At 73.7% G+C, this 26,318-nt stretch carries 20 protein-coding genes; 10 read left to right on the forward strand and 10 right to left on the reverse strand.

Annotated elements, in window-relative coordinates:
- The first annotated feature begins 82 nt into the window (after nucleotides 1-82).
- The 5 genes from PSD17_RS31025 to PSD17_RS31045 all read left to right on the forward strand — a co-directional run bounded on the left by PSD17_RS31025 (nucleotide 83) and on the right by PSD17_RS31045 (nucleotide 4,792).
- Nucleotides 83-742 carry a DUF5134 domain-containing protein gene (locus PSD17_RS31025; protein ID WP_013677164.1) on the forward strand — a complete coding sequence of 220 codons (660 nt, stop codon included), beginning with the start codon at nucleotides 83-85 and terminating at the stop codon, nucleotides 740-742.
- Between the two features lie 210 nt (nucleotides 743-952).
- Nucleotides 953-1,213 carry a hypothetical protein gene (locus PSD17_RS31030; protein ID WP_013677163.1) on the forward strand — a complete coding sequence of 87 codons (261 nt, stop codon included), beginning with the start codon at nucleotides 953-955 and terminating at the stop codon, nucleotides 1,211-1,213.
- A gap of 30 nt (nucleotides 1,214-1,243) precedes the next feature.
- A complete protein-coding gene (locus PSD17_RS31035; RefSeq protein ID WP_013677162.1) occupies nucleotides 1,244-1,492 on the forward strand; it encodes a hypothetical protein in 249 nt (82 codons plus the stop codon).
- 13 nt (nucleotides 1,493-1,505) lie between these two features.
- Nucleotides 1,506-4,382 carry an FtsK/SpoIIIE domain-containing protein gene (locus PSD17_RS31040; RefSeq protein ID WP_339126005.1) on the forward strand — a complete coding sequence of 959 codons (2,877 nt, stop codon included), beginning with the start codon at nucleotides 1,506-1,508 and terminating at the stop codon, nucleotides 4,380-4,382.
- A complete protein-coding gene (locus PSD17_RS31045) occupies nucleotides 4,379-4,792 on the forward strand; it encodes a hypothetical protein (RefSeq protein WP_013677160.1) in 414 nt (137 codons plus the stop codon). Before PSD17_RS31040 ends, PSD17_RS31045 begins: the two co-directional genes overlap by 4 nt.
- Before the next feature lie 51 nt (nucleotides 4,793-4,843).
- Here PSD17_RS31045 and PSD17_RS31050 read toward each other — a convergent pair whose 3' ends face one another.
- The 6 genes from PSD17_RS31050 to PSD17_RS31075 all read right to left on the reverse strand — a co-directional run bounded on the left by PSD17_RS31050 (nucleotide 4,844) and on the right by PSD17_RS31075 (nucleotide 13,296).
- Complete coding sequence (locus tag PSD17_RS31050; protein WP_013677159.1) at nucleotides 4,844-5,014, reverse strand: DUF6104 family protein; 171 nt, start codon at nucleotides 5,012-5,014, stop codon at nucleotides 4,844-4,846.
- 101 nt (nucleotides 5,015-5,115) lie between these two features.
- Complete coding sequence (locus tag PSD17_RS31055; protein WP_445261045.1) at nucleotides 5,116-8,850, reverse strand: multifunctional oxoglutarate decarboxylase/oxoglutarate dehydrogenase thiamine pyrophosphate-binding subunit/dihydrolipoyllysine-residue succinyltransferase subunit; 3,735 nt, start codon at nucleotides 8,848-8,850, stop codon at nucleotides 5,116-5,118.
- A gap of 274 nt (nucleotides 8,851-9,124) precedes the next feature.
- Nucleotides 9,125-9,742 (reverse strand): histidine phosphatase family protein, encoded by a 618-nt coding sequence (locus PSD17_RS31060; protein WP_013677157.1) that lies wholly within the window; start codon nucleotides 9,740-9,742, stop codon nucleotides 9,125-9,127.
- 13 nt (nucleotides 9,743-9,755) lie between these two features.
- A complete protein-coding gene (locus PSD17_RS31065; RefSeq protein ID WP_041762390.1) occupies nucleotides 9,756-10,787 on the reverse strand; it encodes an LLM class F420-dependent oxidoreductase in 1,032 nt (343 codons plus the stop codon).
- A 60-nt stretch (nucleotides 10,788-10,847) separates the two neighbouring features.
- Entirely contained in the window at nucleotides 10,848-11,672 is an 825-nt protein-coding gene (locus PSD17_RS31070) for a DUF427 domain-containing protein (RefSeq protein ID WP_013677155.1), read from the reverse strand.
- Between the two features lie 64 nt (nucleotides 11,673-11,736).
- The gene (locus PSD17_RS31075; protein ID WP_013677154.1) at nucleotides 11,737-13,296 is read right to left on the reverse strand and encodes a long-chain-fatty-acid--CoA ligase; all 1,560 of its coding nucleotides are present in this window, start codon (nucleotides 13,294-13,296) and stop codon (nucleotides 11,737-11,739) included.
- Nucleotides 13,297-13,539: 243 nt separating this feature from the next.
- Between PSD17_RS31075 and PSD17_RS31080 the strand changes: the two genes are divergently transcribed.
- Nucleotides 13,540-17,355 carry an ABC transporter ATP-binding protein gene (locus PSD17_RS31080; protein ID WP_132975756.1) on the forward strand — a complete coding sequence of 1,272 codons (3,816 nt, stop codon included), beginning with the start codon at nucleotides 13,540-13,542 and terminating at the stop codon, nucleotides 17,353-17,355.
- A 197-nt stretch (nucleotides 17,356-17,552) separates the two neighbouring features.
- On the opposite strand, the gene PSD17_RS31085 is transcribed toward PSD17_RS31080, so the two are convergent.
- Entirely contained in the window at nucleotides 17,553-18,251 is a 699-nt protein-coding gene (locus PSD17_RS31085; protein WP_339125951.1) for a DUF559 domain-containing protein, read from the reverse strand.
- A gap of 461 nt (nucleotides 18,252-18,712) precedes the next feature.
- Here PSD17_RS31085 and PSD17_RS31090 point away from each other — a divergent pair, with 461 nt between their 5' ends.
- Together PSD17_RS31090 and glmS are read left to right on the forward strand one after the other, a co-directional pair.
- Nucleotides 18,713-19,087 carry a hypothetical protein gene (locus PSD17_RS31090; RefSeq protein WP_428835525.1) on the forward strand — a complete coding sequence of 125 codons (375 nt, stop codon included), beginning with the start codon at nucleotides 18,713-18,715 and terminating at the stop codon, nucleotides 19,085-19,087.
- A 9-nt stretch (nucleotides 19,088-19,096) separates the two neighbouring features.
- Entirely contained in the window at nucleotides 19,097-20,932 is a 1,836-nt protein-coding gene (gene glmS, locus PSD17_RS31095; protein WP_013677150.1) for a glutamine--fructose-6-phosphate transaminase (isomerizing), read from the forward strand.
- A 67-nt stretch (nucleotides 20,933-20,999) separates the two neighbouring features.
- Here the strand turns inward: glmS and PSD17_RS31100 are convergent, their stop codons facing one another.
- Nucleotides 21,000-22,226 (reverse strand): MSMEG_0568 family radical SAM protein, encoded by a 1,227-nt coding sequence (locus PSD17_RS31100; RefSeq protein WP_339125952.1) that lies wholly within the window; start codon nucleotides 22,224-22,226, stop codon nucleotides 21,000-21,002.
- A 299-nt stretch (nucleotides 22,227-22,525) separates the two neighbouring features.
- Between PSD17_RS31100 and PSD17_RS31105 the strand changes: the two genes are divergently transcribed.
- Nucleotides 22,526-23,638 (forward strand): LLM class flavin-dependent oxidoreductase, encoded by a 1,113-nt coding sequence (locus PSD17_RS31105; RefSeq protein WP_013677148.1) that lies wholly within the window; start codon nucleotides 22,526-22,528, stop codon nucleotides 23,636-23,638.
- Entirely contained in the window at nucleotides 23,616-24,083 is a 468-nt protein-coding gene (locus PSD17_RS31110) for a MarR family winged helix-turn-helix transcriptional regulator (protein ID WP_339125953.1), read from the forward strand. The genes PSD17_RS31105 and PSD17_RS31110 overlap by 23 nt, the downstream gene beginning before the upstream one ends.
- A 30-nt stretch (nucleotides 24,084-24,113) precedes the next feature.
- Here PSD17_RS31110 and PSD17_RS31115 read toward each other — a convergent pair whose 3' ends face one another.
- Together PSD17_RS31115 and PSD17_RS31120 are read right to left on the reverse strand one after the other, a co-directional pair.
- Nucleotides 24,114-24,287: a hypothetical protein gene (locus tag PSD17_RS31115; RefSeq protein ID WP_158703513.1), complete on the reverse strand. Its 174-nt coding sequence runs from the start codon at nucleotides 24,285-24,287 to the stop codon at nucleotides 24,114-24,116.
- A 39-nt stretch (nucleotides 24,288-24,326) separates the two neighbouring features.
- Complete coding sequence (locus PSD17_RS31120; RefSeq protein WP_339125954.1) at nucleotides 24,327-26,213, reverse strand: anti-sigma-D factor RsdA; 1,887 nt, start codon at nucleotides 26,211-26,213, stop codon at nucleotides 24,327-24,329.
- Nucleotides 26,214-26,318: the final 105 nt, after the last annotated feature.

The raw sequence follows: 26,318 nt of genomic DNA on the forward strand, positions 1-26,318 counted from the left end.
CCCGCACCGTATGGATTCGCCGCGGCCCGCTCCCTACCGTTCTCGGTAACGCAGGCCTGGACGGGTGAGGGGGTTCCCGCCGATGCAGTGGGTCAACGTCATCCTCGCCGTCTGCTGTCTGGGGCTCGGTGCCCTGCACCTGACGCGGCTCGCCCTGATGCGGGGCGACCGGGTCGGGGAGGCCTCGCACGCCGCGATGGGGCTCGGCATGGCGGCGATGTACTCGCCGCTCGGGGATCCCGTCCCGGGACCGGTGTGGATCGTGGTGTTCGCCGGCACCGGGCTGTGGTTCGCCGCGCTTGCCGTCCGGGCCGGCATCGGCACCCGCGACGCGGGCTATCACGTCGCCTGCGCGGTCGCGATGCTGTTCGTGCTGACCGCGGGCGGGCACGGGACGCCGGGCGGCCACGGCGGGCACCCCGACGTCGCGCTGCTGTCCGTCGCGGCCCTGCTGTTCGCGGGGTTCTTCGCGTGGCACGCCCTGCGCTGCGGCGACCGGCTCGTCGCCGCCGCGCGTGGAGGCGCCTCGTGCGAGTGCGCGCCGGAGGCGCCGCCGCCGGTGCACGCGGCGGGGACCGTCGTGCGCGCCACGGCGGGGCCGACGGCCGCCACGCGGGCGCTCACCGCGGGCGAGGCGGTCGCGCCCGGCCGGCTGGCCCGGGTGCGGTCGGTGCGCACCGCCACCGGGGCCCACATCGCGATGGCCGGGGCCATGACGGTGATGTGCCTGGGCATGCTCTGACGTCCTGCTCCGCGTGGGTGACGGGCAGGCCGCCGCGGCGTCGGCGACGTAGCATCGCAACGGGTTCGGGGCCGTCGGGGGACCCGCGACCCGAGCCCGCGCGACCGGGCCACCCGGACGGATCGGGCGGCGGGCGACCGCTAGATTTCACGCCTGCGCCGGCGAGCCCCCGATCGTCCGGCCGACGAGCGGAAGCGAGGCACACTCCTCATGGCGAGCATCGAAGAGGTCCGGGCCGGTATCGCACTGGCCAACGACAAGGCCTCGGAGAGTCTCGGGGCGCTGCAGCAGGCGCAGTCCTGCATCGAGCAGGCGCAGTCGGCGTTGCAGCAGGTCACCGCGGGCAGCAGCCAGTCCGACGTCGACCAGGCCAACGCCGCCTACGCCGAGGCGGCCCGCAGCATCTCCGCGGTGCAGCAGGCCGTCGCGTCGGCCATCCAGGAGTCCGAGGGCGTCGCGGCCCGGCTGTGAGGGCGGCGACCTGCGGAGCGGGAGCAGACGGTGTCCGTCGCTGAGGTGAGGGCCGCGCTGGCCGAGGTGGCCGAGCTGACGCGCACGGCGGGCGAGCTGGCCGCGCTGGCCCGCGAGCGGATCGACGCTGCGGTACGGGTCCTGGCCGAGCTGAGCAGGCAGCACCCGGAGTCGTTGGTGCCCAAGGGTCTGGCCGGTGCCGTCGACGAGCTCGACCGCGGCCACGGGCACCTGGCCACCGCGCTGACCGCCGTCGGCGACCTCGACGCGCGGCTCTGATGGCCGGGTCGTGATGGCGCGCAGGCCGGGTCGCCGGGAGCGGATCGTCTCGGCGTTCGCAGACTTCGCCGACGCCGTCGAGGCCGCACTGCGCGGTGCGGGGGCTGCCCGCGACGAGGCCGTGCGCGCCCATGCCCGCGCCATGCTGGAGCTCTGGCTGCGCACCGACGGGCTCGACGCCGCACGGGCCGACGAGGGCCTCGCCGCCGCGTTCGCGTCGGCCGAGCTGGCGCCCGTCGTCGCGCGTGTCGAGGCCGACCACGCCGCCGCGTTCGACACCTGGCAGGCCGGTGGCCCCGCGGCGCTGCGTGCGGTGTTCGACGAGGCGGCCCCCGGCGCCGCGGGCGACGACCCGGACCGCTGGATCGGCGACGCGGGCAAGGACGACGGGACCGACGGCGTCCCGCGGCTGTGGCGGATCGGCCACGCGTCGGTCGCCGGGGGCGAGTCGTTCCCGGTCGGGGTGCCGCTGCTCGACGACTCGCACCTGCAGGTCGTCTCCGCCCCCGACTGCCGCGCCACCGCCGAGGCGCTCGTCGAGGCGCTGCTGGTCCGGGTGCTGTCGTACTTCCGGCCGGGTCTGGTGGCCGTGCACGTCTGGGACGTCGGCCAGTTCACCGGCTCGCTGCCCGGGCTCTACCCGCTGACCAGCACCGGCCTGCTCACCGTGCACGATCCCGGCCGGCTGCCGGCCCTGCTGGAGGAGCTCTCCGACCGGATCCGGCGGGTGCACACCCGGGTTCTGGTCGACGGGCACCCGTCGTTGCGCGCGCTCGCCGCGGAGACCGACGGCAGGCGCACCGAACCGTGGCTCGTCGCGGTGCTCGTCGGCAACCGGACCGCCCTGTCCGAGGACGACCACCGCCAGCTCCAGCGCGTGGCCCGAGGCGGCCTGGCCTGCGGCATCTCGCTGGTCCTGCTCGACGTGCCGGTGACGCTCAACGCCGCGGTCGAGACCGTCGACATGCGACCGCCGCGACAGGTGCGGACGTCGATGACCGGCCCGCACGTCGACGTCCGGCTCGACCGGCCGTTGCCCCGGGACAAGGTCGTCGCCGCGGGGATCGCGATCAGCCGGGCGCACGAGGAGTGGCGCAGCCGGGTCGGCACCTTCGCGGACCTGCTGCCGCCCCCCGCGGAGTGGGGGACCGGCCGCGGGGAGCGCGGCGGCACCGCGGCCGGGGTGCACGCGCCCGTCGGGTTCGCCGAGGGCCTGCGCAAGGACCTCGTACTGGCCGACGGCTCCCCGCACGCGCTGATCGGCGGCCCGAGCGGCACCGGCAAGACCAACCTGCTGCTGACCATGATCGGTTCGATGGCGGCCCGCTACAGCCCCCACGAGCTGGAGTTCTACCTGCTCGACTTCAAGGAGGGCGTGTCGTTCGCGCAATTCGCGCCGGGGCGCCGCGACACGACCTGGCTGCCGCACGCGCGTCTGGTGGGGGTCAACGTCAACACCGACCGCGAGTTCGGGTTGGCGCTGCTGCGGTTCCTGTCCGACGAGATGCGCAGGCGGGCCGACGCCGCGAAGGAGCACGAGGTCACCAAGCTCGAGGAGCTGCGCCACCGCGACCCACACGGGCACTGGCCGCGCATCGTCGCCGTGATCGACGAGTTCCAGTACCTGTTCGCCGAGCGCGACGACGTGACCCGGGCCGCCACCCAGCTGCTGGAGGACGTGGCCCGGCGCGGTCGCTCGCAGGGCATCCACCTCGTCCTCGCCAGCCAGGACGTGTCGGGCATCGAGGCGTTCTGGGGCCGCCCCGCGATCTTCGAGCAGTTCGTCCTGCGGGTCGCGCTGCCGCGGGCGCGCCGCGTGCTCGCAGACCTCAACGACGCCGCGCTCGACCTCCCGCGCTGGCACGCCGTGCTCAACCACGAGTCGGGCATCAAGCACGGCAACGAGATCGTCCGCATCCCCGACGCGGCGCAGTCGACCCTCGCCCTGCTGCAGCAGCGCCTGCACGACGACCACGCCGCCGCCTTCGCCCCGCCCGTGCTGTTCGACGGGGCCCGCGCCCCGCGCTACGCCGACCTCGCCGACCGGCTCCCGGCCGCGGGCGGCGGCGCGACGCCGCGGGCGCTCGTCGGCCAGGTGATCGACGTCGCCGCGAGCCCCGCGACCGTCGCACTGCCCGACGCGCCCGCCCGCAACATCGCCGTCCTCGGGGCCGGGGCGTCCGACGCGCTCGCGGTGCTGGCCGCGGCCACGGCGTCGCTGCGCGACCAGTACGCGCCGGGGGAGGTCGACGTCGTGCTGGTGCCGCTCGTCGTCGAGGCCGTGGAGCCCGCGCGGCGGATGGCCGCCCGGTTGGCGGGGCACGTCGTCACGACCGTCGGGCTCGACGGGGTCCGTGAGCGGGTCGAGACGCTCGCGGCCGACGTGACGGCCCGGCTCTCCGGCGGCCCACGCCGCCCGGTCCACCTCGTCCTCCTCGGTGGAGACGCCGCCGACCACGTCCTCGACCGGCCGGGGACCGAGGCGCTGCGGCGCATCCTGCACTTCGGCCCGGAGACGGGCGTGCACGTGCTGGGGTGGTGGCGCAGCGTCGGACGGCTTCGGACACTGCTCACCCTCGGCGCCGCTCCCGACGACATCGGCGCCTGGGTGGCGCTCGACGTGCAGGGCAGCGAGCTCGGGCCGCTCGGGCCGGGGCTGCTGCAGTGGGCGCCGCGGCCCGGCCGCGGCCTGTTCTTCGACCGCGCGCAGCACGCCCGGCCGCAGGTCGTCCTGGTGCCGGAGCCGGAGCAGGACCAGGCATCACGATCCGGTGCCGCGGGCGAGGTGCCGCTGTCGGGTGCGGCGGGCGAGGGGCCGCTGCCGAGTGCGCCCGGTGACGTGCCGCTGTCCGGTGCGGCCGGTGACGTGTCACGGGAGGACCGGGGATGACGTTCGACGAGCCCTCGGAGCAGCAGCAACCCGCGCACGCGGCGAGCCCCGCGGACCGCTACAAGGCCATCACGGCCGAGATCACCGGCGCCGTCGAGGCCGTCCGGGAACGCGACCGGGCGCGCGCAGCCGAGCTCACCCGCGTCCTCGCCGAGCTCGACGACGCCATGACGCGCGTCGGTGACCGGGTCGCGCTGTCGCGGCTGGCCGTCGAGCTGCACTGGGAGGCCGCGCTCGAGGCGCTGTGGTCGGAGTCCTGGATGACGTTGCGCCCCATGCCGTCCCCTGAGCCGACGCCGCCCGGCTCCGGCCAGCGGGCGAGCCTCGACGAGCTCGACGAGGCGGTCGCCGCCCGGTTCGCCGAGCTGTCCGACGCCGTGCACCGCCGCCGGCTGGGCCTGCGCCGCTGACCGGGCGTCCGCCCGTCGTGGACGGGGCCGCCCGCCGGGCGCGGGTGCGGATCAGTCCTCGTCGTCGCGGGCCAGGAAGCTCGCCAGCCGCTCCACGGCGTCCTCGAACGCCGGGTTCTGGTCGACGAAGGCGCGCAGCCGGTCGGCGACCCACTCGATGCTGACCTGCTCCTCGCCCCGGCGGTCGACGAGCTCCTCGATGCCCCGGTCGGTGAAGTACACGCCCGCATAGTAGGCGTGGGCCTACCGCCCGCCGGTCGGACCTCGTGAGTGGCGATGGTCGCCATGGCGACCATCGCCACTCACGGTCAGCCCGGATCAGCTCAGCTCAGCGCCTCGTCGAGGATCGCGGCCTGCTCGACCTCGTGGACCTTCGACGAGCCGGCCGCGGGCGCGGCCATCCGGCGCCGCGACACGCGGGTCAGGCCCGAGAGCCGCTCCGGGAGCTTCTCCCGCAGGTCGAGGCCGAAGAACGGCCACGCGCCCTGGTTGGCCGGCTCCTCCTGGACCCAGCGGATGTCGTCGGCGTTGGGGTAGCGCTCGAGGACCGCGGCGAGCTGGCGGTCGGGCACCGGGTAGAGCTGCTCGATGCGGACGATCGCGATGTCGTCGCGCCCGCCGCGCTTCTCCATCGCCGCCGCCAGCTCCCAGTAGATCTTGCCCGAGCACAGCAGCACCCGGCGCACCCCGGGGGCGGGGCTGTCGGAGTTGCGGAAGCGCGGGTCGTCGATCACGGTGCGGAAGCGGCCACCGGTGAAGTCCGACAGCGGGCTGACGACCTGCTTGGCGCGCAGCATCCACTTCGGCGTGAACACCACCAGCGGGCGGCGCACCCCGTCGAGGGCGTGCCGGCGCAGCAGGTGGAAGTGGTTCGCGGGCTCCGACGGCATCGCGACCGTCATCGACCCCTCGGCACACAGCTGCAGGAACCGTTCGATGCGTCCGGAGCTGTGGTCGGGGCCCTGGCCCTCGAGGCCGTGCGGCAGCAGCAGCACGACGTCGGCCATCTGCCCCCACTTGGCCTCACCGGAGGAGATGAACTCGTCGATGATCGACTGCGCGCCGTTGACGAAGTCGCCGAACTGCGCCTCCCACATGACGAGCGCGTCCGGGTTGGCCACGGAGTAGCCGTACTCGAAGCCGAGCGCCGCGTACTCCGACAGCGCCGAGTCGTAGGGCAGGAAGCGGCCCTGGTCCTCGGCGAGGTTGCGCAGCGGGAAGTACTCCTCGCCGGTCTTGCGGTCGATGACGACCGAGTGCCGCTGCACGAACGTGCCGCGCCGCGAGTCCTGCCCGGAGAGCCGGACCAGCTTGCCGTTGAGCGCCAACGAGCCCATGGCGAGCAGCTCGCCGAAGGCCCAGTCGACGTCGCCCTCGCGCGACATCTTCTCCCGCTTGGCCAGCACCGGCTTGACCCGCTGGTGCACGGTGAAGCCTTCCGGCAGCTGCACGTGGGCGTCGCCGATGCGGTGGATGACCTCCAGCGGCACCGAGGTGTCGAGGTCGGTGGGCACCGACTGCTCGTTCTCGACCGAGGGCGAGAGCGTCGGCGGCGTGCGCTCCAGCTCGCGGACCTCGTTGAACACGTGCTCGAGCTGGTTGGAGAAGTCCTTCAGCGCGGCCTCGGCCTCGTCGACGGTGATGTCGCCGCGGCCGATCAGGGACTCGGTGTAGATCTTGCGGACGCTGCGCTTGGCGTCGATGACGTCGTACATCGCCGGCTGCGTCATCGAGGGGTCGTCGCCCTCGTTGTGGCCGCGGCGCCGGTAGCAGATCATGTCGATCACGACGTCGTTGTTCCAGCGCTCGCGGTACTCGACCGCCAGCTTGGCGACCCACACGCACGCCTCGGGGTCGTCGCCGTTCACGTGGAAGACCGGCGCGCCGATCATCTTCGCGACGTCGGTGCAGTACTGCGACGAGCGCGACTGCTCGGGCGCGGTGGTGAACCCGACCTGGTTGTTGACGACGACGTGCACGGTGCCGCCGGTGCGGTAGCCGCGCAGCAGGGCGAGGTTCAGCGTCTCGGCCACGACGCCCTGCCCGGCGAACGCGGCGTCGCCGTGCAGCATCAGGGGCAGCACCGGGAAGGCGCCGTCGCCCTGGTCGAGCAGATCCTGCTTGGCCCGGACGATCCCCTCGAGCACGGGGTCGACGGCCTCGAGGTGGCTCGGGTTGGACGCCAGCGACACGACCGTCTCGCCGTCGCCGAACATGCGGAAGTACTTGCCCTCGGCGCCGAGGTGGTACTTGACGTCGCCGGAGCCGTGGGCCTGGCCCGGGTCGAGGTTGCCCTCGAACTCGCGGAAGATCTGGCTGATCGGCTTGCCGACGATGTTGGCCAGCACGTTGAGCCGGCCGCGGTGCGGCATGCCGATGACGACCTCGGCGAGCTCGTGCTCGGCAGCCTTGTCCAGCACGGCGTCGAGCAGCGGGATGACGGTCTCGCCGCCCTCCAGGGAGAACCGCTTCTGCCCGACGTACTTCGTCTGCAGGAAGGTCTCGAACGCCTCGGCGGCGTTGAGCTTCGACAGGATGTACTTCTGCTCGACGACCGGCGGCTTCTGGTGCGGGACCTCGATGCGCTCCTGCAGCCAGGCCCGCTGCTCCGGGTCGGCGATGTGCATGTACTCGGTGCCGATGGTGCGGCAGTACGCGTCGCGCAGCACACCGAGCACGTCGCGCAGCTTCATCCGCAGCTGGCCCGCGAAGCCGCCGACCGCGAACTCGCGGTCGAGGTCCCACAGCGTCAGCCCGTGGCTGAGCACGTCGAGGTCGGGGTGACGGCGCTGGCGGTAGTTGAGCGGGTCGGTGTCGGCCATCAGGTGGCCGCGCGTGCGGTAGGACTCGATCAGCTCGAGGACGCGCGCGGTCTTGTCGACCTCGCCCTCGGCGAAGTCCTGCACCCAGCGGATCGGCTCGTACGGGACGCGCAGGGAGCGGAAGATGTCGTCGAAGAACCCGTCGCCGCCCAGCAGCAGGTGGTGGACCCGGCGCAGGAAGTCGCCCGACTCCGCGCCCTGGATGATCCGGTGGTCGTAGGTCGACGTCAGCGTGATGATCTTGCTGATGCCGAGCTCGGCGAGCCGCTCCTCGCTGGCGCCCTGGAACTCGGCGGGGTACTCCATCGCGCCGACACCGACGATCGTGCCCTGGCCCTGCATCAACCGCGGCACCGAGTGGTTGGTGCCGAGGGTGCCCGGGTTGGTGAGGCTGATCGTGGTGCCCGCGAAGTCCTCGGCGGCGAGCGTGCCGTTGCGCGCCTTGTGGACCATGCTCTCGTAGGCGGACCAGAACTGCGCGAAGGTCATCTCCTCGCAGCCCTTGATCGACACGACGACGAGGGAACGCTGCCCGTTCTTGCCCTGCAGGTCGATCGCGAGCCCGAGGTTGACGTGCTCCGGCTGGACGGCCGTGGGCTTCCCGTCGACCTCGACGAAGTGCCGGTTCATCACCGGGAAGTCGGCCAGCGCCTTGACCACCGCGTAGCCGATGAGGTGGGTGAACGACAGCTTGCCGCCACGCGTGCGCTTGAGCTGGTTGTTGATGACGATGCGGTTGTCGGCGATGAGCTTCGCCGGCACGGCGCGCACGCTCGTCGCGGTCGGCACGGCGAGCGAGGCGTTCATGTTCTTGACGACGGCGTTCGCCGCCCCGCGCAGGGGCAGCACCTCGCCCTCGGCGGCGGCGGGCGCGGGCTTGGCGGCGGCACGCGACGTGGTGCCCGCGACGGGCTTGCCGGGGGCGGCGCCGTTCGCCGACCGGTCGGCCTGCTGGGCCGGCTTCTGCGTGGCGGGCTGCTGCACGGTCTTCTCGGTGGTCTTCTCCGCCTTGTCCTCGGGGGCCGGTGCCGAGCCGTTCGCCGCGGCCGTCCCGGAGGCGGCGGCGGAACGGGGAGCGGCGGCGGAGGCGGAGGCGGAGGCGGTCGGGGTCGTCGTGGTGGAGGTGGTTCCGTTCGACTCCGTCTCGTCGTCACCTGACGGCGGCCGGTAGTCGGCGAAGAAGTCGTGCCAGGCGGCGTCGACGGCATCCGGGTCGTCGAGGAAACGCTGGTACATCTCCTCGACGAGCCATTCGTTGGGGCCGAACTGGCTCGTCTGGCCGGAGGTACTGCTGGTGGACACGCTGAATCGCCTCGGTTCGCTCGATTTGTCGTCTCTTCGCCGGGACCCTTCGAGAGTAGTCCTCCCCCGAACGGGGAGGTACCGCACGGAGCCTCACTGACCCTGTCGCGTTCGTCGCTCCGGACGTTTCGCTCCGTGGCGGCCGGTCGGCGCCCGGCACCGACCGTTCGGCCCTCCCCCGTCCGGGGGTGCGGGCGGGGGAGGCGGGTCACCCCCTCGGCGGCGGGACCAGCGGGGTCGCCGTGGCACGGACCGTCCAGCGGCCGGGGACACCGCGCAGCACCGTCGCGGTGAGGGGAGCGGCGTCGAGCCGCCAGAAGCCCGTCGCGGGCGCACCCAGCACGGCCAGCACCACCGCCCGGACGACGGCCGCGTGGGTGACGACGACGAGGTGCGCCGCGCGCCCCTCCGCAGGGACGAGCCCGGGGTCGGCGAGCGTGGCGGCGACACGCGCGGCAAGTGCGGTGAGCGACTCGCCGTCGTGCGGGGCGGCGTCGGGATCGGCGAGCCACGTCCCGACGGCGGCCGGCTCGGCGGCGGCGACCTCGTCGAGGGTGGAGCCGCGCCAGCGGCCGAGGTCCCAGTCGCGCCACACGTCGGCGGGGCGGGCCGCGAGGCCCAGCGCGGCCGCCGTCGCGACGCAGGCCTGCGCGGGGGAGCACACCGCGGCCGTGACGCGGGACAGCGCGCCCCGCGCGGCCCCGGCGGCCGCCGCCCCCCGGGGTTCGAGCGGCTCGTCGGCGGCGAAGGCGGCCGCCGCGGTCGCGGCCGTCGACGCGTGCGTGACGAGGGTGAGGCGGGCGCTCGCGGGCGCTGCGGCGCTCACTGGGGTGCGCCGGTCAGCCGAGCCACTCCCGGACCTGGCCCAGCAGCCCGACCGGGTCCTTCGAGACGGGCGAGACGTGCAGGTGCGTCACCCCGGCCTCGGCCAGGGAGGCGATCCGCTCGCGGAGCTTCCCGGGCGGCCCGGTGAGCGTCATGCCGTCGACGAACTCCTCCGGCAGGGCCGCCGCGGCCTCCTCCTTGCGTCCGTCGAGGTAGAGGTCCTGGACGGTCCTCGCCGCGTCCGGATAGCCCTGCCGGGCGAAGACCGTGTTGTAGAAGTTCCGACCGCGCGCGCCCATCCCGCCGATGTAGAGCGCGAACATCGCACGGGCGGCGTTGCGGGCGTGCACGATCATGTCGTCGTCGACGGCGAGGAAGCCGCCGCCGGTCATCTGCAGCGGACCCAGCGCCGGGTCGCGCTTGGCGAAGCCCTCCTCGAGCGCGGGACCGAACACCTCGCGCACCTTCTCGGGCACGACGACGTGCGGCAGCCAGCCCGTCGCGATCTCCGCGGTCATCGCCACGTTGCGCTCGCCGAGGGCGGCGATCCACACCGGGATGTCGGCGCGGACCGGGTGGTTGATCAGCTTGAGCGGCTTGCCCAGCCCGGTGCCGCGGTCCTCCGGCAGCGGGATCTCGTAGAGGCCGTGGTGGGTGACGCGCTCGCGCGCCCAGACCTTGCGGCAGATCTCGACGACCTCGCGGGTCCGTGCGACCGGCTTGTCGTAGGGCACGCCGTGGAAGCCCTCGATGACCTGCGGTCCGGACGCGCCGAGGCCGAGCACGAAGCGGCCGCCCGACAGCGCGTCGAGCGACGCGGCCGTCATCGCCGTCAGCGTGGGCGTGCGGCTGTAGATCGGGAGGATGCCCGAGCCGATCTCCACCCGCTCGGTGCGCGCGGCGAGGTAGCCCATCGTCGAGACGGCGTCGAAGCTGTAGGCCTCCGCGACCCACACGATGTCGAGTCCCGCCTTCTCCATCTCGACGACGGACTCCGCCGTCGCGCGCGGGTCGTCCCCGTAGGAGATCTGGGTGGACAGTTTCATCGACGCCATGCCCGTTGAGTAGCCCACAAGTTACTCACGAGTCAAGCGACCCGGCTGCGGCTACGACCACGGTGTGCGCGGCCGGGCGAGCGCGACGCCGTCGATCTCGACGTCGACGCGCTCGTCGAAGAACGCGACGAGCCCGGCGAGCGGGGTGGCGTCGGGCAGCGGCTGCGGGTAGGTCCACGCGACGTCGGGCAGGCCGCCGGCGGACAGGTAGCTCGCCACGCCCTTGTACGCGCAGGTGGTGACGGTGTCGCTCGGCGCGAGGTCGGCGACGAGGTCGGCCCGCGGGAGGTAGTGCCGTACCGGCAGGTTGGTCTCGAACACCGCCGTCGGCGTCCGGCTCTCGGCGAGCAGCACCCCGTCCGCCGAGATCCGCACGTGCCGGGAGCTGCGCCGCGCGTCGACGCGGTGGTACGGGTCGCGCGGATGGCCGACGACCGGCTCGTCCTCCTCCCACCACGTGTCCGGGCCGGCGAAGTCGACGACGACGTGCCCGGCGAGGTCGGGGTCCTCGGGGCGGAACGCGGCCCCGCGCAACGGCGCCGCCCCGGTGCTCATCGTCAGCACCGCGCCCGGTGTGCTGTGCACGCCGAACCCGGTCTCGGGCGTCAGCACCTGGGCGCCGGCGGGCCCGACGGGGACGGCGCCGGGCCCGTCGCGACGGCCGGCGTAACCCGGGTCGGGCGTGAGCGTGGCGACGACGTCGTCGACCGGGACGGCGTACTGCGGCACGACCCGGCCCGGCTCCCACACCAGCGCCGCGCGCGAGGAGTCGAGCAGCAGCGTCCCGCCCGACCACGCCCGTACCCGGCGGGCGATCGGCTCGTGGCGCAGCGCGGGCAGGCTCGCGGCGAGATGGTCTCCGACGCGCAGGGCCATGACGGCCTCCGTCCGCTGGGTCGGGTCGGGTGATGACGGGTGACGTGGGTGCCGACGCCCGGGGTCAGACGGTCTGGCGCTCGCGGCCCTCCCAGTACGGCGCCCGGAGGTCCTTCTTCAGCACCTTGCCCGTCGGGTTGCGCGGCAGCTCCGCGACGACGTCGACCGACTTGGGGCACTTGAACGACGCCAGGTGCTCGCGGCAGTAGGCGAGCAGCGACTCCTCGTCGACGGTCGCGCCCGGCGCGGCGACGACGACCGCCTTGCCGACCTCGCCCCACCGGTCGTCGGGCACCCCGATGACCGCGACGTCGCCCACGTCGGGGTGCTCGGCGAGGACGCGTTCGATCTCGGCGGGGTAGATGTTCTCGCCCCCGGAGATGATCATGTCCTTGATCCGGTCGGTGACGTAGACGTACCCGTCGGCGTCGACGTGACCGCCGTCGCCGGAGCGCAGCCAGCCGTCGTCGGTGATGGCGGCCGCGGTCGCGTCGGGCTTGCGCCAGTAGCCGGCCATGAGCTGCTCGGTGCGCACCCACACCTCGCCGGGCTCGCCCGTCGGCACCCGGTCGCCGGTGGCGGGATCGCGGATCTCGATCTCCACGCCCGGGATCGGCGTGCCCGCGGAGACGAGCCGGTGCGCGACGTCGGGGTTCTCGTGATCGGCCGGCCCGAGCGTGGTGACGACGCCGCACGCCTCGGTCATCCCGTACACCTGCTGCAACGTGCCCGGGAACAGCGCGACGCAGGCCCGCAGCACGGGCAGCGGGATCGGCGAGGCGCCGTAGGAGAGGATCTTCAGCGACGAGTAGTCGCGGTCGGCGGCGTCCGGGACGGCGGCGAGCGCGGCCATGAGCGCCGGCACCAGGAAGGTGTGGGTGATGCGCTCGGCGACGAACATGTCGAGGACGCCCGCCGGGTCGGGGATGCGCATGATCACCATCCGCGCCCCGGCGGTCATCGCGACGAAGGAGTAGCTCGTCCCGCCGACATGGAACAGCGGCATCGCGACCTGCACGACGGCGCCGGCCTCCATCGGCACCTCGGCCAGGACGTTCGCGGCGTGCGCGAGCATCCCGCGGTGGGTGAGCATGGCGCCCTTGGGGAAGCCCGTCGTCCCGGAGGTGTAGAGCTGGACGAAGCAGTCGTCCGGCGCGACCGGGTGGACCTCCGGGTCGGGGTCGTGCGCGGCGAGCAGCGCCTCGTACTCGTCGTCGGCGCCCCCGATGCGGACCAGCCGCTCGACCGTCGGCACCTTCTCGCGAAGCGACTCCGCGGCCGCCGCGAACTCGGGGCCGACGAACAGCAGCTTCGCCTCGGCGTCGTTGATCACGTAGACGATCTCGGGCGGTGCCAGCCGGAAGTTGACGACGGCGTTCGCCGCGCCGATCTGCGCGCACGCCAGCGTGAGCTCCAGGCAGGACGGGTGGTTGAGGTCGAGCACCGCGATCCGGTCGCCGGGGCCGACACCCGCCGCGCGCAGCGCACCCGCGAGCCGGTGCACACGCTCCTGCAGCTCCCGCCACGTCCAGGTGCGACCGTCGAACCGGACGACCTCGTCGTCGGCCCGCTCGGTGGCCCAGTGCGCGAGCAGCGAGGGGATGTCGGGGAAGTGCGGCGTCATCGAGCGCTCCCGGGTCCGGCGATGGTGTGTCCCACGCCACGCTAGTACTCACCGACGATCACCGGAACGGGACGATCGGCACGGATCGTGCACCGCGGGACGGCTGTGGATGCACGTCGGCGGGATGTCGGGGAGCGGGCATAGCCTGATCGTGTGGCACCGGCAGCGCGCACCGCGGAGGCACCCGCGGACGGAACGACGGACGGGCGCACCGGCTGGATCCGCAAGCTCGGTGGCGCCTGCATGCGTCACCGCGGGGTGACGATCGGGGCGCTCGTCGCGTCCGTGCTGGGCGTGAGCCTCGATGCGGCGGGGCCGCTGCTCGCGCGCGTCGCGATCGACGACGCGGTCCGCGGCATCACCGACGTGCTGGTCCCCGTCGTCGTTGCGGTCCTGTCGCTGGCCACGGTCCGGTTCGGTGCGTCGTTCGCGCGGCGCTACCTGGCCGGCCGCATGGCACTCGACGTGCAGCACGACCTGCGCCGCCAGGTGTTCGCGGCCGTCCAGCGGCTCGACGGGCAGCGGCAGGACCAGCTGCGCACCGGGCAGGTCGTCTCGCGGGCGATCACCGACCTGCAGCTCGTGCAGAGCCTGCTGCAGATCGTCCCGCTCAGCGCCGGGACGGTCGTGCTCGTGGTCGTCTCCATCGGCGCGATGCTGTGGCTGTCCCCGCTGCTCACCGTGGTCGCGCTGATCATGCTGCCGCTCGCGGCGCTGGTCACCAACCGCACGCGGCGGGTGCTGTTCCCGGCCACGTGGTCGGCCCAGCAGCGCGCCGCCGACGTGGCGCAGCAGGTCGAGGAGACCGTCACGGGCGTGCGCGTCGTCAAGGGGTTCGGGCAGGAGGAGCGCGAGGTCCGCACGCTGGAACGGATCTCGCGGCGGCTGTTCGCCGAGCGGATGCGCTCGGCGCGGATGACCGCGCGGCTCAACCCGACGCTGCTCGCCCTGCCCACCCTCGGCCAGGTCGCGGTCGTCGGGCTCGGCGGGGCGCTCGCGCTGGGCGGGTCGATCACCATCGGCACGTTCCTGGCGTTCACCACCTACGTCGCACAGCTGGTCGGGCCGGCCCGGCTGGTGGGCTCCCTGATCGTGTCCGCGCAGCTCGCGCGGGCCGGCGTCGAGCGGGTGTACGACCTCGTCGACGCCACCTCCGAGGTCACCGACCCCGACGAGCCGGCGTCGCTGCCCGCGGGGCCGCTGGACATCGAGCTCGACGAGGTCGTGTTCGGCTACACCCGCCGCGACCCGGTGCTCGACGGCGTGTCCCTGCACGTGCAGCCCGGCGAGACCATGGCGCTCGTCGGCGGGGCGGGGTCCGGGAAGTCCACGGTCGCACTGCTCCTGCCGCGGTTCTACGACCCCCAGGTGGGCGCGTTGCGCCTCGGCGGGGTCGACCTGCGCCGGCTGCGGCTGGCCGACCTGCGCTCCGAGCTCGGGGTGGTGTTCGAGGAGGCGTTCCTGTTCTCCGACACCATCCGGGCCAACATCGGCTACGGTCGCCCCGACGCCACCGAGGCCGAGATCCGGGCCGCGGCCGAGGCCGCGCAGGTCGCCGGGTTCGTCGAGGCGCTCCCCGAGGGATACGACACCCTCGTCGGCGAGCGTGGGCTGACGCTGTCGGGCGGGCAGCGGCAGCGGATCGCGCTGGCCCGCGCGATGCTCACCGACCCCCGGGTGCTGGTGCTCGACGACGCGACGTCGGCCGTCGACACCGCCACCGAGGCCGCGATCCACTCGACGCTGCGCTCGCTGACCGCGGACCGCACGACGCTGCTCGTCGCCCACCGCCGGTCGACGCTGGCGCTGGCCGACCGGATCGCGGTGCTCGACGAGGGGCGCGTCGTCGACGTCGGCACCGAGGCCGAGCTCATGGCGCGCTGCCCGCTGTTCCGGACGCTGCTCGCCGCCGACGGCCCAAACCTCGACGGTGCTGATCTCGACGGTGCTGATCTCGACGGTGCAGATCTCGACGGTCCCGCTGTTCCCGACGCGCCGGCCCCGGAGGCGGTCCGAGGGGCCCTGCCCGCGGCGACCGCCGACGGCGTCACCCCGGAGCTCTGGCCGGACGTCGTCGAGGACCGGGCCGGGTCGGCCCGTGCGGTGCGGGCGGCCGCGGCGTCGAGCGGCGGGGTGCGCGGCAGCGCGGGCGCAAGCGCGCTCGTCGGGGGAATCCCGGCGACGCCCGAGCTCCTCGAGCGGGTGGAGGCCCTGCCGCCCGCCACCGACGAGCCCCGGCTCGGCGACACCGACCCCACCTCGCCGCTCGACGGTGCCCGCCTCGGCCGCATCCTGCGTCCCGTCCGGGGCCTGCTCGCGCTGGGCCTGGTCCTCGTGGCGCTCGACGCGCTGAGCTCGCTGGCGTTCCCGAGCATCGCCCGCTACGCCGTCGACTCCGGGATCACCGGCGGGTCCGGGCGCGCCATCGTCGTCGCGACGCTGCTCGGGATCGGGTTGGTCGCGGTCAGCTGGCTCGTCGTCGCGGCCGAGACGGTCGTGACCTCGCGGACCGGCGAGAGCCTGCTGTACTCGCTGCGCGTCCGCAGCTACGCGCACCTGCAGCGGCTCGGGCTCGACTACTACGAGCGCGAGCTGTCCGGCCGGATCATGACCCGGATGACCACCGACGTCGACGCCTTGTCGACGTTCCTGCAGACCGGGCTCGTGCAGGCCGTCGTCAGCCTGCTGACGGTGGTGGGCGTGGCCGTCGCGCTGCTCGTCACCGACGCCCAGCTGGCCCTGGTCGCGCTCTCGGTCGTGCCGCTGCTGGCCGCCGCCACCGTCGTGTTCCGACGCCTCTCGTCCCGCGCCTACGCCGAGGCCCGGGAGAAGGTCAGCGCCGTCAACGCCGACATGCAGGAGAACGTGTCCGGGGTGCGGGTCGCGCAGGCGTTCGTGCGCGAGGAGCACAGCGCCCGGGCCTTCGGTGCCCGCAGCGACGCCTACCGCCGCACCCGGATGCGCGCCCAGCGCTACATCGCGACCTACTTCCCGGGCGTCGCCTACCTGTCCGACATCGCGCAGGCCCTCGTCCTGGGCGTCGGCGCGGCCCGGGTCGCCGCGGGCGACCTCACCCCCGGCGTCCTCACCGCCTTCCTGCTGTACCTGGGCATGTTCTTCACCCCGGTCCAGCAGCTCTCGCAGGTGTTCGACGGGTACCAGCAGGCCCGCGTCGGGCTCACCCGCATCTCGGAGCTGCTGCGCACCCCGACCTCCGTCCCCGCCCGACCCGACGAGCGCGTCGGACCCGCGGTGGCGGTCCCGGCCCGGCTGCGCGGCCGGGTCGAGCTGCGCGACGTCTGCTTCCGCTACGACGCGGCCGCCGACCCCGCCGTCGTCGGAATCTCCCTCACCGTCGAGCCGGGGGAGACCGTCGCACTGGTCGGGGCCACCGGTGCCGGGAAGTCGACGCTGGTGAAGCTGATCAGCCGGTTCTACGACGTCGGCGCCGGCGCCGTGCTCGTCGACGGCGTCGACGTGCGCCGCTTCCCGCTGACGGACTACCGGCAGCACCTGGGCGTCGTACCCCAGGAGCCGCACCTGTTCACCGGCGACATCGCCGCCAACATCGCCTACGGCCGGCCCGACGCCTCGCCGGCCCGGATCGAACGCGCCGCCCGGGCCGTCGGAGCGTTGCCGCTGGTCAGATCGTTGCCCGGCGGGTTCCGGCACCCAGTCGGGGAACGCGGGCAGGGGCTCTCGGCGGGGCAGCGCCAGCTCGTCGCGCTGGCCCGGGCCGAGCTGGTCGACCCCGACATCCTCGTGTTCGACGAGGCAACCGCCGCCCTCGACCCCGCCACCGAGGCCGCGGTCCTCGCCGCGGGCGACCACCTGACCTCGCGGCGCACCGCCTTCGTCGTCGCCCACCGGCTGGCCACCGCCGCCCGCGCCGACCGGATCGTCGTCCTCGACGGTGGCCGCGTCGTCGAGCAGGGCACACACGCCGAGCTGCTCGCTGCGGGTGGGCGCTACGCCGCCCTCTGGGCCGCGGGCGAGCTGGAGCCCGCCGCGCCCGACGAGCCCACCCCCGACGACCGCCCCGCCGCCCGCTCCGCCTGACCCGGACCGCCCTCCTCGCCCTGCCGGACGTCCTGCGGGCGCAAAGTCGGGAGCGCACCCTGCCCCGCCGGCGCCTCGGCGTCACGACCTTGGGTGCCCCGGCGGTGCCGGCGGGGCCGTTCGGCGCCGGGGTGATCACCATCTGCGGGACTCGAGCGCATCCTGGTGCGCCGATGTCCCGTGCACCTCGATCAACGTCACGCGGCACGGGCGAGCGCGGCGTGGATGGTGGCGAGCACGGCCTGGGGGTCCGTCGTGAGGTCGTGCCAGGTGAAGCGGAGGAGCGTCCAGCCCTGCGTGACCAATGCGTTGCCCTTGCGGCGGTCGGCCCGGAAGCGAGCCGGGTCGACGTGCCAGGCCCAGCCGTCGACCTCGATCGCCAGCCGGCGGGCCGGGAACGCGATGTCGATCCGGAACTCCTGGAACGGATGGTCGACCCGCCAGCCGCGCATCCCCGCCTCCCGCAGCAACCTGACCAGCAAGCGCTCTGCGACCGAGCCTGCCCGGTCGGCAGCCGCGGTGAGTAGCTTCCCGGCTCTCGGTGATCCCCGTCGTCCGATCGCTCGGCAATGAGCGTGGTGCAGAGCCGCGAAGCTGATGTGTCGCTGCAGCGCCCGGTCGAGGAACGCCGCACCGTCGGGAAGCGTGACCGCTGTGTCGAGGACGGTCAGCGCGGCGCCGGTGAGCCAGATGCCGCGCTGGCCGATGCGGTCCAGCTGGCTGAGGTCGCGTCGCCGGATCCGCACGCCGGGCTGTGCTCGCGGCTTCGTCCGGGCGGGCACGGTCAGCTCCACGGGGTCCGGAGCCGACGGCAGCATCCCGAGCCAGTACGCGGCCGCGGGCCCCGAGACGGTGGCGTCGGGACCCGCCCAGAGCCAGGCCGCTCGAACGCGCACCTCGTCGGTGAGCCGATGACCCGCCGCGAGGTACACACCCGGGTGCAGCCTCGCCCATCCCGCGGATCGGGCCCGTTGCTGCAACGTCCGCGGCGCGACACCGTATCTCCCGCGCCTGCGCGTCGGAGACGAGCCCGCCTTGGCGCCGCAGCAGATCGTCGATCGGCATCGGTGCATCGTGACGAACGGTGGCAGATGGGAAGCCCGTCTCGGGCAGACGTTCGCGCTTGCGCATCGTCGGACGAGCCGGAATTCGCGGGACGCCGGCGCACTCGGGGGCGCTCATGTCCCTGGTTCGCCGATCACCTGAGAGGGGCACGGCGCCCGGCGGGCTCGTCTCGGAGCGCGCGGTGCAGAGCGGTGATCGTCGGTCAGGGGACAGCCGGGGCGTCGTCGGAGAACGCAGGGGGCCCGGCCACCCCGCGGCCCTGGGCGGGAGCGCGCGTGAGACCCTCGACCCGGTGAACGGCCGGTTCGACGCGCGCAGCGGCGCGATCCTGCCCGATTTCGGGCAGGATTCTGGCGTGTCGGACGTCGGCCGGGCACGATCGGGCTCCGTGCCCGCCGGAGAACTCGATGCCCACCGTGAGCTCGTCGAGCATCTGGTGCGGAGCACGCCGCTGTCGGAAGGGGAGGCGGGGCGCGTGGTGGCCGAGATGCTCGGCTACTTCGGCGAGTCGACGGAGCACTTCGTGCGGCGTCGGCACGGCGAGCTGCAACGTCGGGGGATGACCAACGATCGCATCTTCGAGCGGGTGGGCGCCGAGCTGGCCGTCCGCCGGGTGGTGCCGCCGGCGCTGTCCGCCCGCCAGTTGCGACGCATCGTCTACGGATAGGAGCCGCCTGTGTGCGGGATCGTCGGATACGTCGGGGCGCAGGACGCGGCCCCGATCCTGCTGGAGGGCCTGGGCCGGCTGGAGTACCGCGGGTACGACTCGGCCGGGCTCGCGGTGCTGCACCGCGGCGCGCTGAAGGTGCGCAAGGTGAGCGGCAGGGTTGCCGACCTCGCGAACGACCTGCCCGCCCGCTTCAAGGGCGCGCCGGGAATCGGGCACACCCGCTGGGCGACCCACGGTGAGCCCAACGCCGAGAACGCGCACCCGCACACCGACGCGACGGGCCGGATCGCGGTCGTGCACAACGGCATCATCGAGAACGCCGAGGAGCTGCGCGCGAAGCTGGCGGCCGACGGCGTGGAGTTCACGTCCCAGACCGACACCGAGGCCGTCGCGCACCTGATCGCCGCGGCGTTCACCGCGGGCGCGCAGACCCTGGAGCAGGCGGTCCGGCTGGCGCTGCTGCAGGTCGTCGGGGCCTACGGGCTCGCGGTGCTCGACACCGAGCACCCGGACCGGATCGTCGTGGCGCGCAACGGCTCGCCGGTGCTGCTGGGGGTCGGGGAGAAGGAGATGTTCGTCGCGTCCGACGCGGCGGCGCTCGTCGGCTACACCCGTCAGGTCGTCTACCTCGACGACGGCGAGCTCGCGACGATCACCGCGACCGGCTACCGCACCTTCACCATCGACGACCGCTCGACGGCCAAGAGCCCGTCGACGATCGACTGGGACATCATCGGCGCCGAGATCGGCGACCACGCGCACTTCCTGATCAAGGAGATCGAGGAGCAGCCGCGGTCGATCGAGCGGACGCTGTCGGGCAGGCTGGACGAGCGTTTCTCCACCGCCCACCTCGGCGGTCTCAACCTGACGGTCCGCGAGGCCCGTGAGTTCAAGCGGGTGAAGATCCTCGGCTGCGGGTCGGCCTGCTACGCCGGCGACCTCGGCGCCCAGCTCATCGAGGACCTGGCGCGGGTGCCGGCATCGTCCGAGTCGGCGTCGGAGTTCCGCTACCGCAATCCGGTCGTCGAGCCCGACAGCCTCTACGTCGCGGTCAGCCAGTCCGGCGAGACCAGCGACACCCTGGCCGCGGTGCAGGAGATCCAGCGCAAGGGCGGCAAGGTCATCGGCGTGATCAACGTCGTCGGCTCGACGATCGCGCGCCAGGTCGACGGGGGCATCTACCTGCACGCGGGTGCGGAGATGTCGGTCGCGGCGACGAAGTCGTTCACCTCGACGGTCGCCGCGTTCGCACTGCTGGCCCTGCACCTCGGCCGCATCCGTGACCTCTCGCCGACCGAGGGTGCGCGCATCCTCGCCGGGTTGGCGAAGCTGCCGGCGCAGATCACCGAGATCCTCGACGCGGAGCGGGACACGGGCGCGATCGAGGCGGTCGCCAAGGAGATCGCGACGCGCGACAGCGTGCTGTTCATCGGCCGCCGCCGGGGCTTCCCGGTGGCCCGCGAGGGCGCGCAGAAGCTCAAGGAGATCTCCTACGTCCACGCCGAGGGGTACGCCTCGGCCGAGCTCAAGCACGGCCCGCTGGCGCTGGTGAGCCCCGAGCTGCCGACGGTCGCCGTCGTGCCGGACGACGACCTGCTCGACAAGAACACCTCGACGCTCGCCGAGATCCGGGCCCGGCGCGGCCCGATCTACGCGGTCGCGCACCGGGAGCTCGCGGCGGAGCTCGCCGACAGGACGATCGTCATCCCCGCCAACGAGCCGGAGCTGGACCCGATCCTGATGTCGGTCCCGCTGCAGCTGCTGGCCTATCACGCGGCCGTGGCGCTCGACCGCGACGTCGACCGGCCGCGCAACCTGGCGAAGAGCGTCACCGTCGAGTAGCGGTCCGGAATGGAACGGGGCGGGCCCGCGGTCGCGGACCCGCCCCTCGTTCGTGGTGCGGCGTGGCTCAGGCGCCGGGCCGCTTGCCGATCTGCAGCAGCGGGGCCGACGCCGCGCCTCCCGCGGGAGCGCCGAACGAGCCACACGCGGGCGCGTTGCCGGCCTGCTGGACGAGGTTGAGGCTCGAACACGCCTGACACCGCGCACAGCCCGCGACCGCGGTGTCGGCGCCGAGGCCCTTCTCCTCGAGGAAGCCGGCGACCTTGCGGTAGATCGGCTCGGTGTACTCGCGCGACGGCGCGGGCAGGTCCTCGAGCAGTGAGCCCGCGACGGGCCGCAGCGGTACGACGAACGGGTACACGCCGATGTCGACGGCCCGACGGCACATCTCGACGGTCAGCTCCGGGTCCTCGCCGAGGCCCAGGATGACGTAGGTGGACACGCGGCCCTCGCCGAACAGGTCGACCGCGTACTCCCACGTGCGGAAGTACGTGTCCATGCCGGTGCGGAACTTGCCGGGTGCCACCTTGGCCAGCACCTTCGGGTCGAACGACTCGATGTGGATGCCGAGCGCGTCGACGCCCATGTCGTGGACCTGGTCGATGTACTTGAGGTCGCGCGGGGGCTCGAACTGCACCTCGACGGGCAGCCCCGCCGCCTCCTTGACGGCCTGGCCGCACCTGGCGACGTAGAGCGCCCCGCGGTCGGGGGCCACGGAGGAGCCGGTGGTGAGCGTCGCGTCGACCGCGCCGTCGAGCTCCTTGGCCGCGACGGCGACCTCGGCGAGCATCTCGGGGGTCTTCTTCGCGATGGTGCGGCCTGCCTTGAGCGACAGGCCGATGCCGCAGAAGCCGCACTGGTCGGAGTTGCCCCAGTAGTTGCAGGCCTGCACCACCGTCGACGCCAGCGAGTCGAGGTGCAGCAGCGCGATCTGCTCGTAGGGGATGCCGTCGGCGGTCGTCAGGTCGTAGTAGCGCGGCCGCCGGGTGCCCGAGACGTTGGCGATCTTGACGCCGTCGCGGTAGATGCCCTGGCCCTCGTCCTCGGCCAGCAGCGCGTAGGGGGACGAAGTGCTCGGCGGGACGGTCACCGGGACGCCCTCGATCCAGAGCATGCCCGAGTCGGAGGGACCTGCGCCGCCGGTGCGCTTGGTCTCCAGCTCCGTCTCGATCCGCAGCCCCACCGACTGCAGCTCCATGATCAGTTCCGCCACGGCTGCGGAGTCGGTCGAGTCGACCGGGGTCGGGCCCTCGGAACTCGGCCGCGCGGGAGCGGAGTCCAGCACGTCGGTCATACGACAACCACCTCGGGATCGCGAGCAGTTCCGTCCACTATAGGAGGTGAGGTGTCGGATGCGATACGAGTCGGTGAACCGAGTTCTCTGATGTTCGCCTCCGGTGCCCGCTCCGGCCTGCGCCGTGACCCGCCGCGTTGTCATCGTAGGTGATGAGGACCCCCGAAACCGTCGGGCGGACGTCGCCGAGCGGCGAGCGGACGTGCCGTGGCTCACGGCGGGAATCCTGTGGATGAACGCGGGGTTGAAGCCTGTGTCCATGCAAACGCATGGACCTTGGCTCAAGGAAGGGGCCCGCCGTGCAGTTCGGAATCTTCACCGTCGGGGACGTCACCCGCGACCCGACGACCGGTCGTGTGCCCACCGAGCACGAGCGGATCAAGGCGATGGTCGCCCTCGCCGAGCACGCCGAGGCCGTGGGCCTCGACGTCTTCGCCACCGGCGAGCACCACAACCCGCCGTTCGTGCCCTCCTCCCCCACGACGCTGCTCGGCCACATCGCCGCCCGCACCGAGCGCCTCGTGCTCTCGACGTCGACGACGTTGATCACGACGAACGACCCCGTCAAGATCGCCGAGGACTACGCGATGCTCCAGCACCTGGCCGACGGGCGCGTCGACCTGATGCTCGGCCGCGGCAACACGGCCCCCGTCTACCCCTGGTTCGGTCAGGACATCAACCAGAGCGTGCCGCTGACCGTCGAGCACTACCAGCTGCTGCGGACGTTGTGGGACAACGAGGTCGTCGACTGGGAGGGCCGCTTCCGCACCCCGCTGCACGGCTTCACGTCGACGCCGCGCCCCCTCGACGGCGTCGCACCGTTCGTGTGGCACGGCTCGATCCGCACCCCCGAGGTCGCCGAGATCGCCGCGTACTTCGGCGACGGCTTCTTCGCGAACAACATCTTCTGGCCGCCGTCGCACTACACGAAGCTCATCAATCTCTACCGGCAGCGCTTCGAGCACTACGGGCACGGCCGTGCCGACCAGGCGATCGTCGGCCTCGGCGGGCAGTTCTTCATGCGCAGGCGCTCGCAGGACGCGTGGAACGAGTTCCGGCCCTACTTCGACGAGGCGCCGGTCTACGGGCACGGTCCCTCGATGGAGGACTTCACCGCGCAGACGCCGCTGACCGTCGGCAGCCCGCAGGAGGTCGTCGAGAAGACGCTGACCTTCCGCGAGCACTTCGGTGACTACCAGCGGCAGCTGTTCCTCGTCGACCACGCCGGGCTGCCGCAGAAGACCGTCCTCGAGCAGCTCGACCTGCTCGGGGAGATCCTGCCCGACCTGCGCAAGGGGTTCGACGAGCTGCGCCCGGCGGACGTCCCGTCGGACCCGCCGTCGCACGCGTCGCGGGTCGCGGCGAAGCTCGCGACGGAGGCGGGCGAGGATGTCGCCGTCACCGCGGGCTGAGACGACCGTCGGGGCCGGTCCGGCTGTCGAGGCCTGGGAGGCGTTGCTGCGCAGCCAGGTCGCGCTGTGGCGGCTCCTGGAGGCCGACGACGTCTGGGAACCGATCACCCCGCGCGAGTACGACGTCCTGCACACCCTCGGTCGGTGTCCCGACGGTCGCGCCCGCATCCGCGACCTGCACCGCGAGGTGCTGCTGAGCCAGCCCTCGCTGTCGCGGCTGGTGGAGCGGATGGCCGAGGCCGGGCTCGTGGCGCGCGAGCCCGACCCGGCCGACGGGCGCGGCACCGTCGTCGTGCTGACCGAGACCGGTGACCGGCTGCGCCGTCGGGTCGGGGCCCGGCACGCCGAGAGCATCCGGCGGACCGTCGGGGTCGCACTCGACGAACGCGAGCAGCAGGCCTTGCGGCTGCTGTGCGACAAGCTGCGGGCCGGGCCGCGAACCTGAGCTCCGCAAGGCGGGCGTAGTCGGGCCACGTCACAGCACCACGACCGCCGGCGCGAACACCGCGAGCGTGCGGGCGAGGCGGCTGGAGCCGGCGCCGCGGCTGCGCGCGCCCTCGGCGGACCCTGGAGCGCCGGAGCGGTTCACCCGCGCGAGCGCGGGCTCACCCGTACGCCCGGCCTGCCGCTGCCGCTCCGCGAGCGGCACGACGACGTCGGCGACCGTGGCCTCGGCGCGCGGTCGGGCTCAGCCGAGCCCGAGGGAGAGCGAGCCCGACACCGTCGAGCTGCCCGAGCCGAGCGAGGCGTCGGCGCCGACCGCGATCGATCCCCCGGAGTCCGCCGAGCCGTCCTGCGGGTCCTGGCCGTCCCCGGCGTCCTGCGAGTCGCTGCCCTGGGAACCCTGGTCGTCCCCGTCGGACTGGTCGTCCTGTGAGCCGCCCGGGTCCTGGGACCCGGCTCGGTCGTCCTGTGATCCGGCCTGGTCGTCCTGGGACCCGCTCTGATCCTGCGATCCGGCCTGGTCGTCCTGCGACCCCGCCGCCTGCGTCGGCGAGCCGGAGCTCTGTTCACCCGACGCTGCGTCATCCGGCCCGGAGCCTTGCGCCTCCGGGCCGGTGGTCTGGGAGCCCGAGCTCGAACCCGAGGTCGAGCCCGAGCCGGAGGTCGAGCCCGCGGCCTGGTCGTCCTGCGCCGCGGCGGGTTCGTCGGCCGTCACGGCGGCGACCTGCGCGAGACCGACGGTCCCGCCGGCCTGCTGCCCGTCGCCGGACGGCGCCGTACCGGCCGGCTGTGCCGTGTCGGCGGCCTGTGCGGTGTCGATCGTCTCGGCCGGGGGAGCCGGCTGGACGTCCACCGGGGGCGGGGCGTCGGCCTGGGGCTGGGCGTCGGCCTGGGGCTGGGTGTCGGCCTGGGGCTGGGTGTCGGCCTGGGGCTGGGTGTCGGCCTGGGGCTGGGAGTCGGCCTGGGGCTGGGTGTCGGCCTGCGGCTGCGCGGTGGCGTCGGTACCCGGAGCCGTACCGCCGTCGCCGGTCGCGCCCGTCTGGTCGGCAGGCGGCTCGGCCTGCCCGGAACCTGTCGCGGGCGCAGGCTCGGACGTGGCGGGCGGCTCGGTCGTCCCGGTGGCGGGCGGCGGTTCCTCCTCGTTCGGGGCCGCGTCCACGGGCGGGACGGCCGGGGCCGTGTCGACCGGTGGCGGCGGAGCCACGACCGGCGGCGGGACGGCCGTCGTCACGGGCGGGGTCACCGTGGCGGTCGGGTCGACCGGGGCCGGGACGGCGGAGGCGTCCGGCGGTGGCGGGGTCGTCGTCGGGAGCGCCGGCGGGGTCGGCGACGTCGGCAGGCCGAGGGCCTCGGCACCGGCCACGTCGGGCACGACGGGGGCGCGCAGCGCGGGATCGAGCAGCACGGCCGCCGGGGTCGCGGCGATGACGGCGACGATGGACGTGTGCTCGGCGTCGAGCGTGGCGCGGCCGTCGGCGGGCAGCACCGCACCGATGACGGACTGGATCTCGTTGACCTCGTGCGCCGCGTCGGCGGTCCGGCCCTCGCGCAGCGCGGTGCGCGCACGGTCGAGATGGACCACGATGGTGTCGGCCGCCTCGACCGAGCGCGCGTGCTCGGGGAAGACGACCCTCGCGATCGGCCACGTCACGTCGCCGGGGCGGGCCGTTCCGGCGTTGCCGACGGCGACCCCGCCGAGGACGACGAGCGCGACCACCGCTGCCGCGGACAGCCGGACCACGTAGGGCGAATGACTGCGGCGTGGCGGTCCGCCGCTGGGCGTGGCGGACGTGACGCCGTCCGCGCCGTCGACGCCCTCGTCGGCGGCGCGCGCTGCCGCGATGACGGCGTCGGGGTTGAACGCCGCAGGTGGCCGGGCCGGCTCCTGCACCGTCGCGACCCACGTCGCGAGCATGGCGGCAAGCCGGTCGTCGACGTCGGAGCTGGTGGCCATCTCGTCGGTGACCTGCAGCGATCCGGAACCGAGGGCGTCGATCAGCGCATCGTCGGCCTGGATGTCGCCGAGGTGTAGCGGAGCCCCGTCGCCGCCGGTGGGATCGCCGGAGGAGTCGACGGGCACGTCGATGGGTGAGCGACGGGTCCAGGTGCCGTCGCTCTCGCGCTCGTGCACCTCGTGCTCACCTCCTCGTCGGCGCGGCTTCCTGCTCGGCGGGCTCATGGTGATTCGCTCCGACGGCGCCGGTCGTTACACGGTGTCAGACAACGGGCACCGCCA

Source organism: Pseudonocardia sp. D17 (assembly GCF_036984265.1).
GTDB lineage: Bacteria > Actinomycetota > Actinomycetes > Mycobacteriales > Pseudonocardiaceae > Pseudonocardia > Pseudonocardia benzenivorans.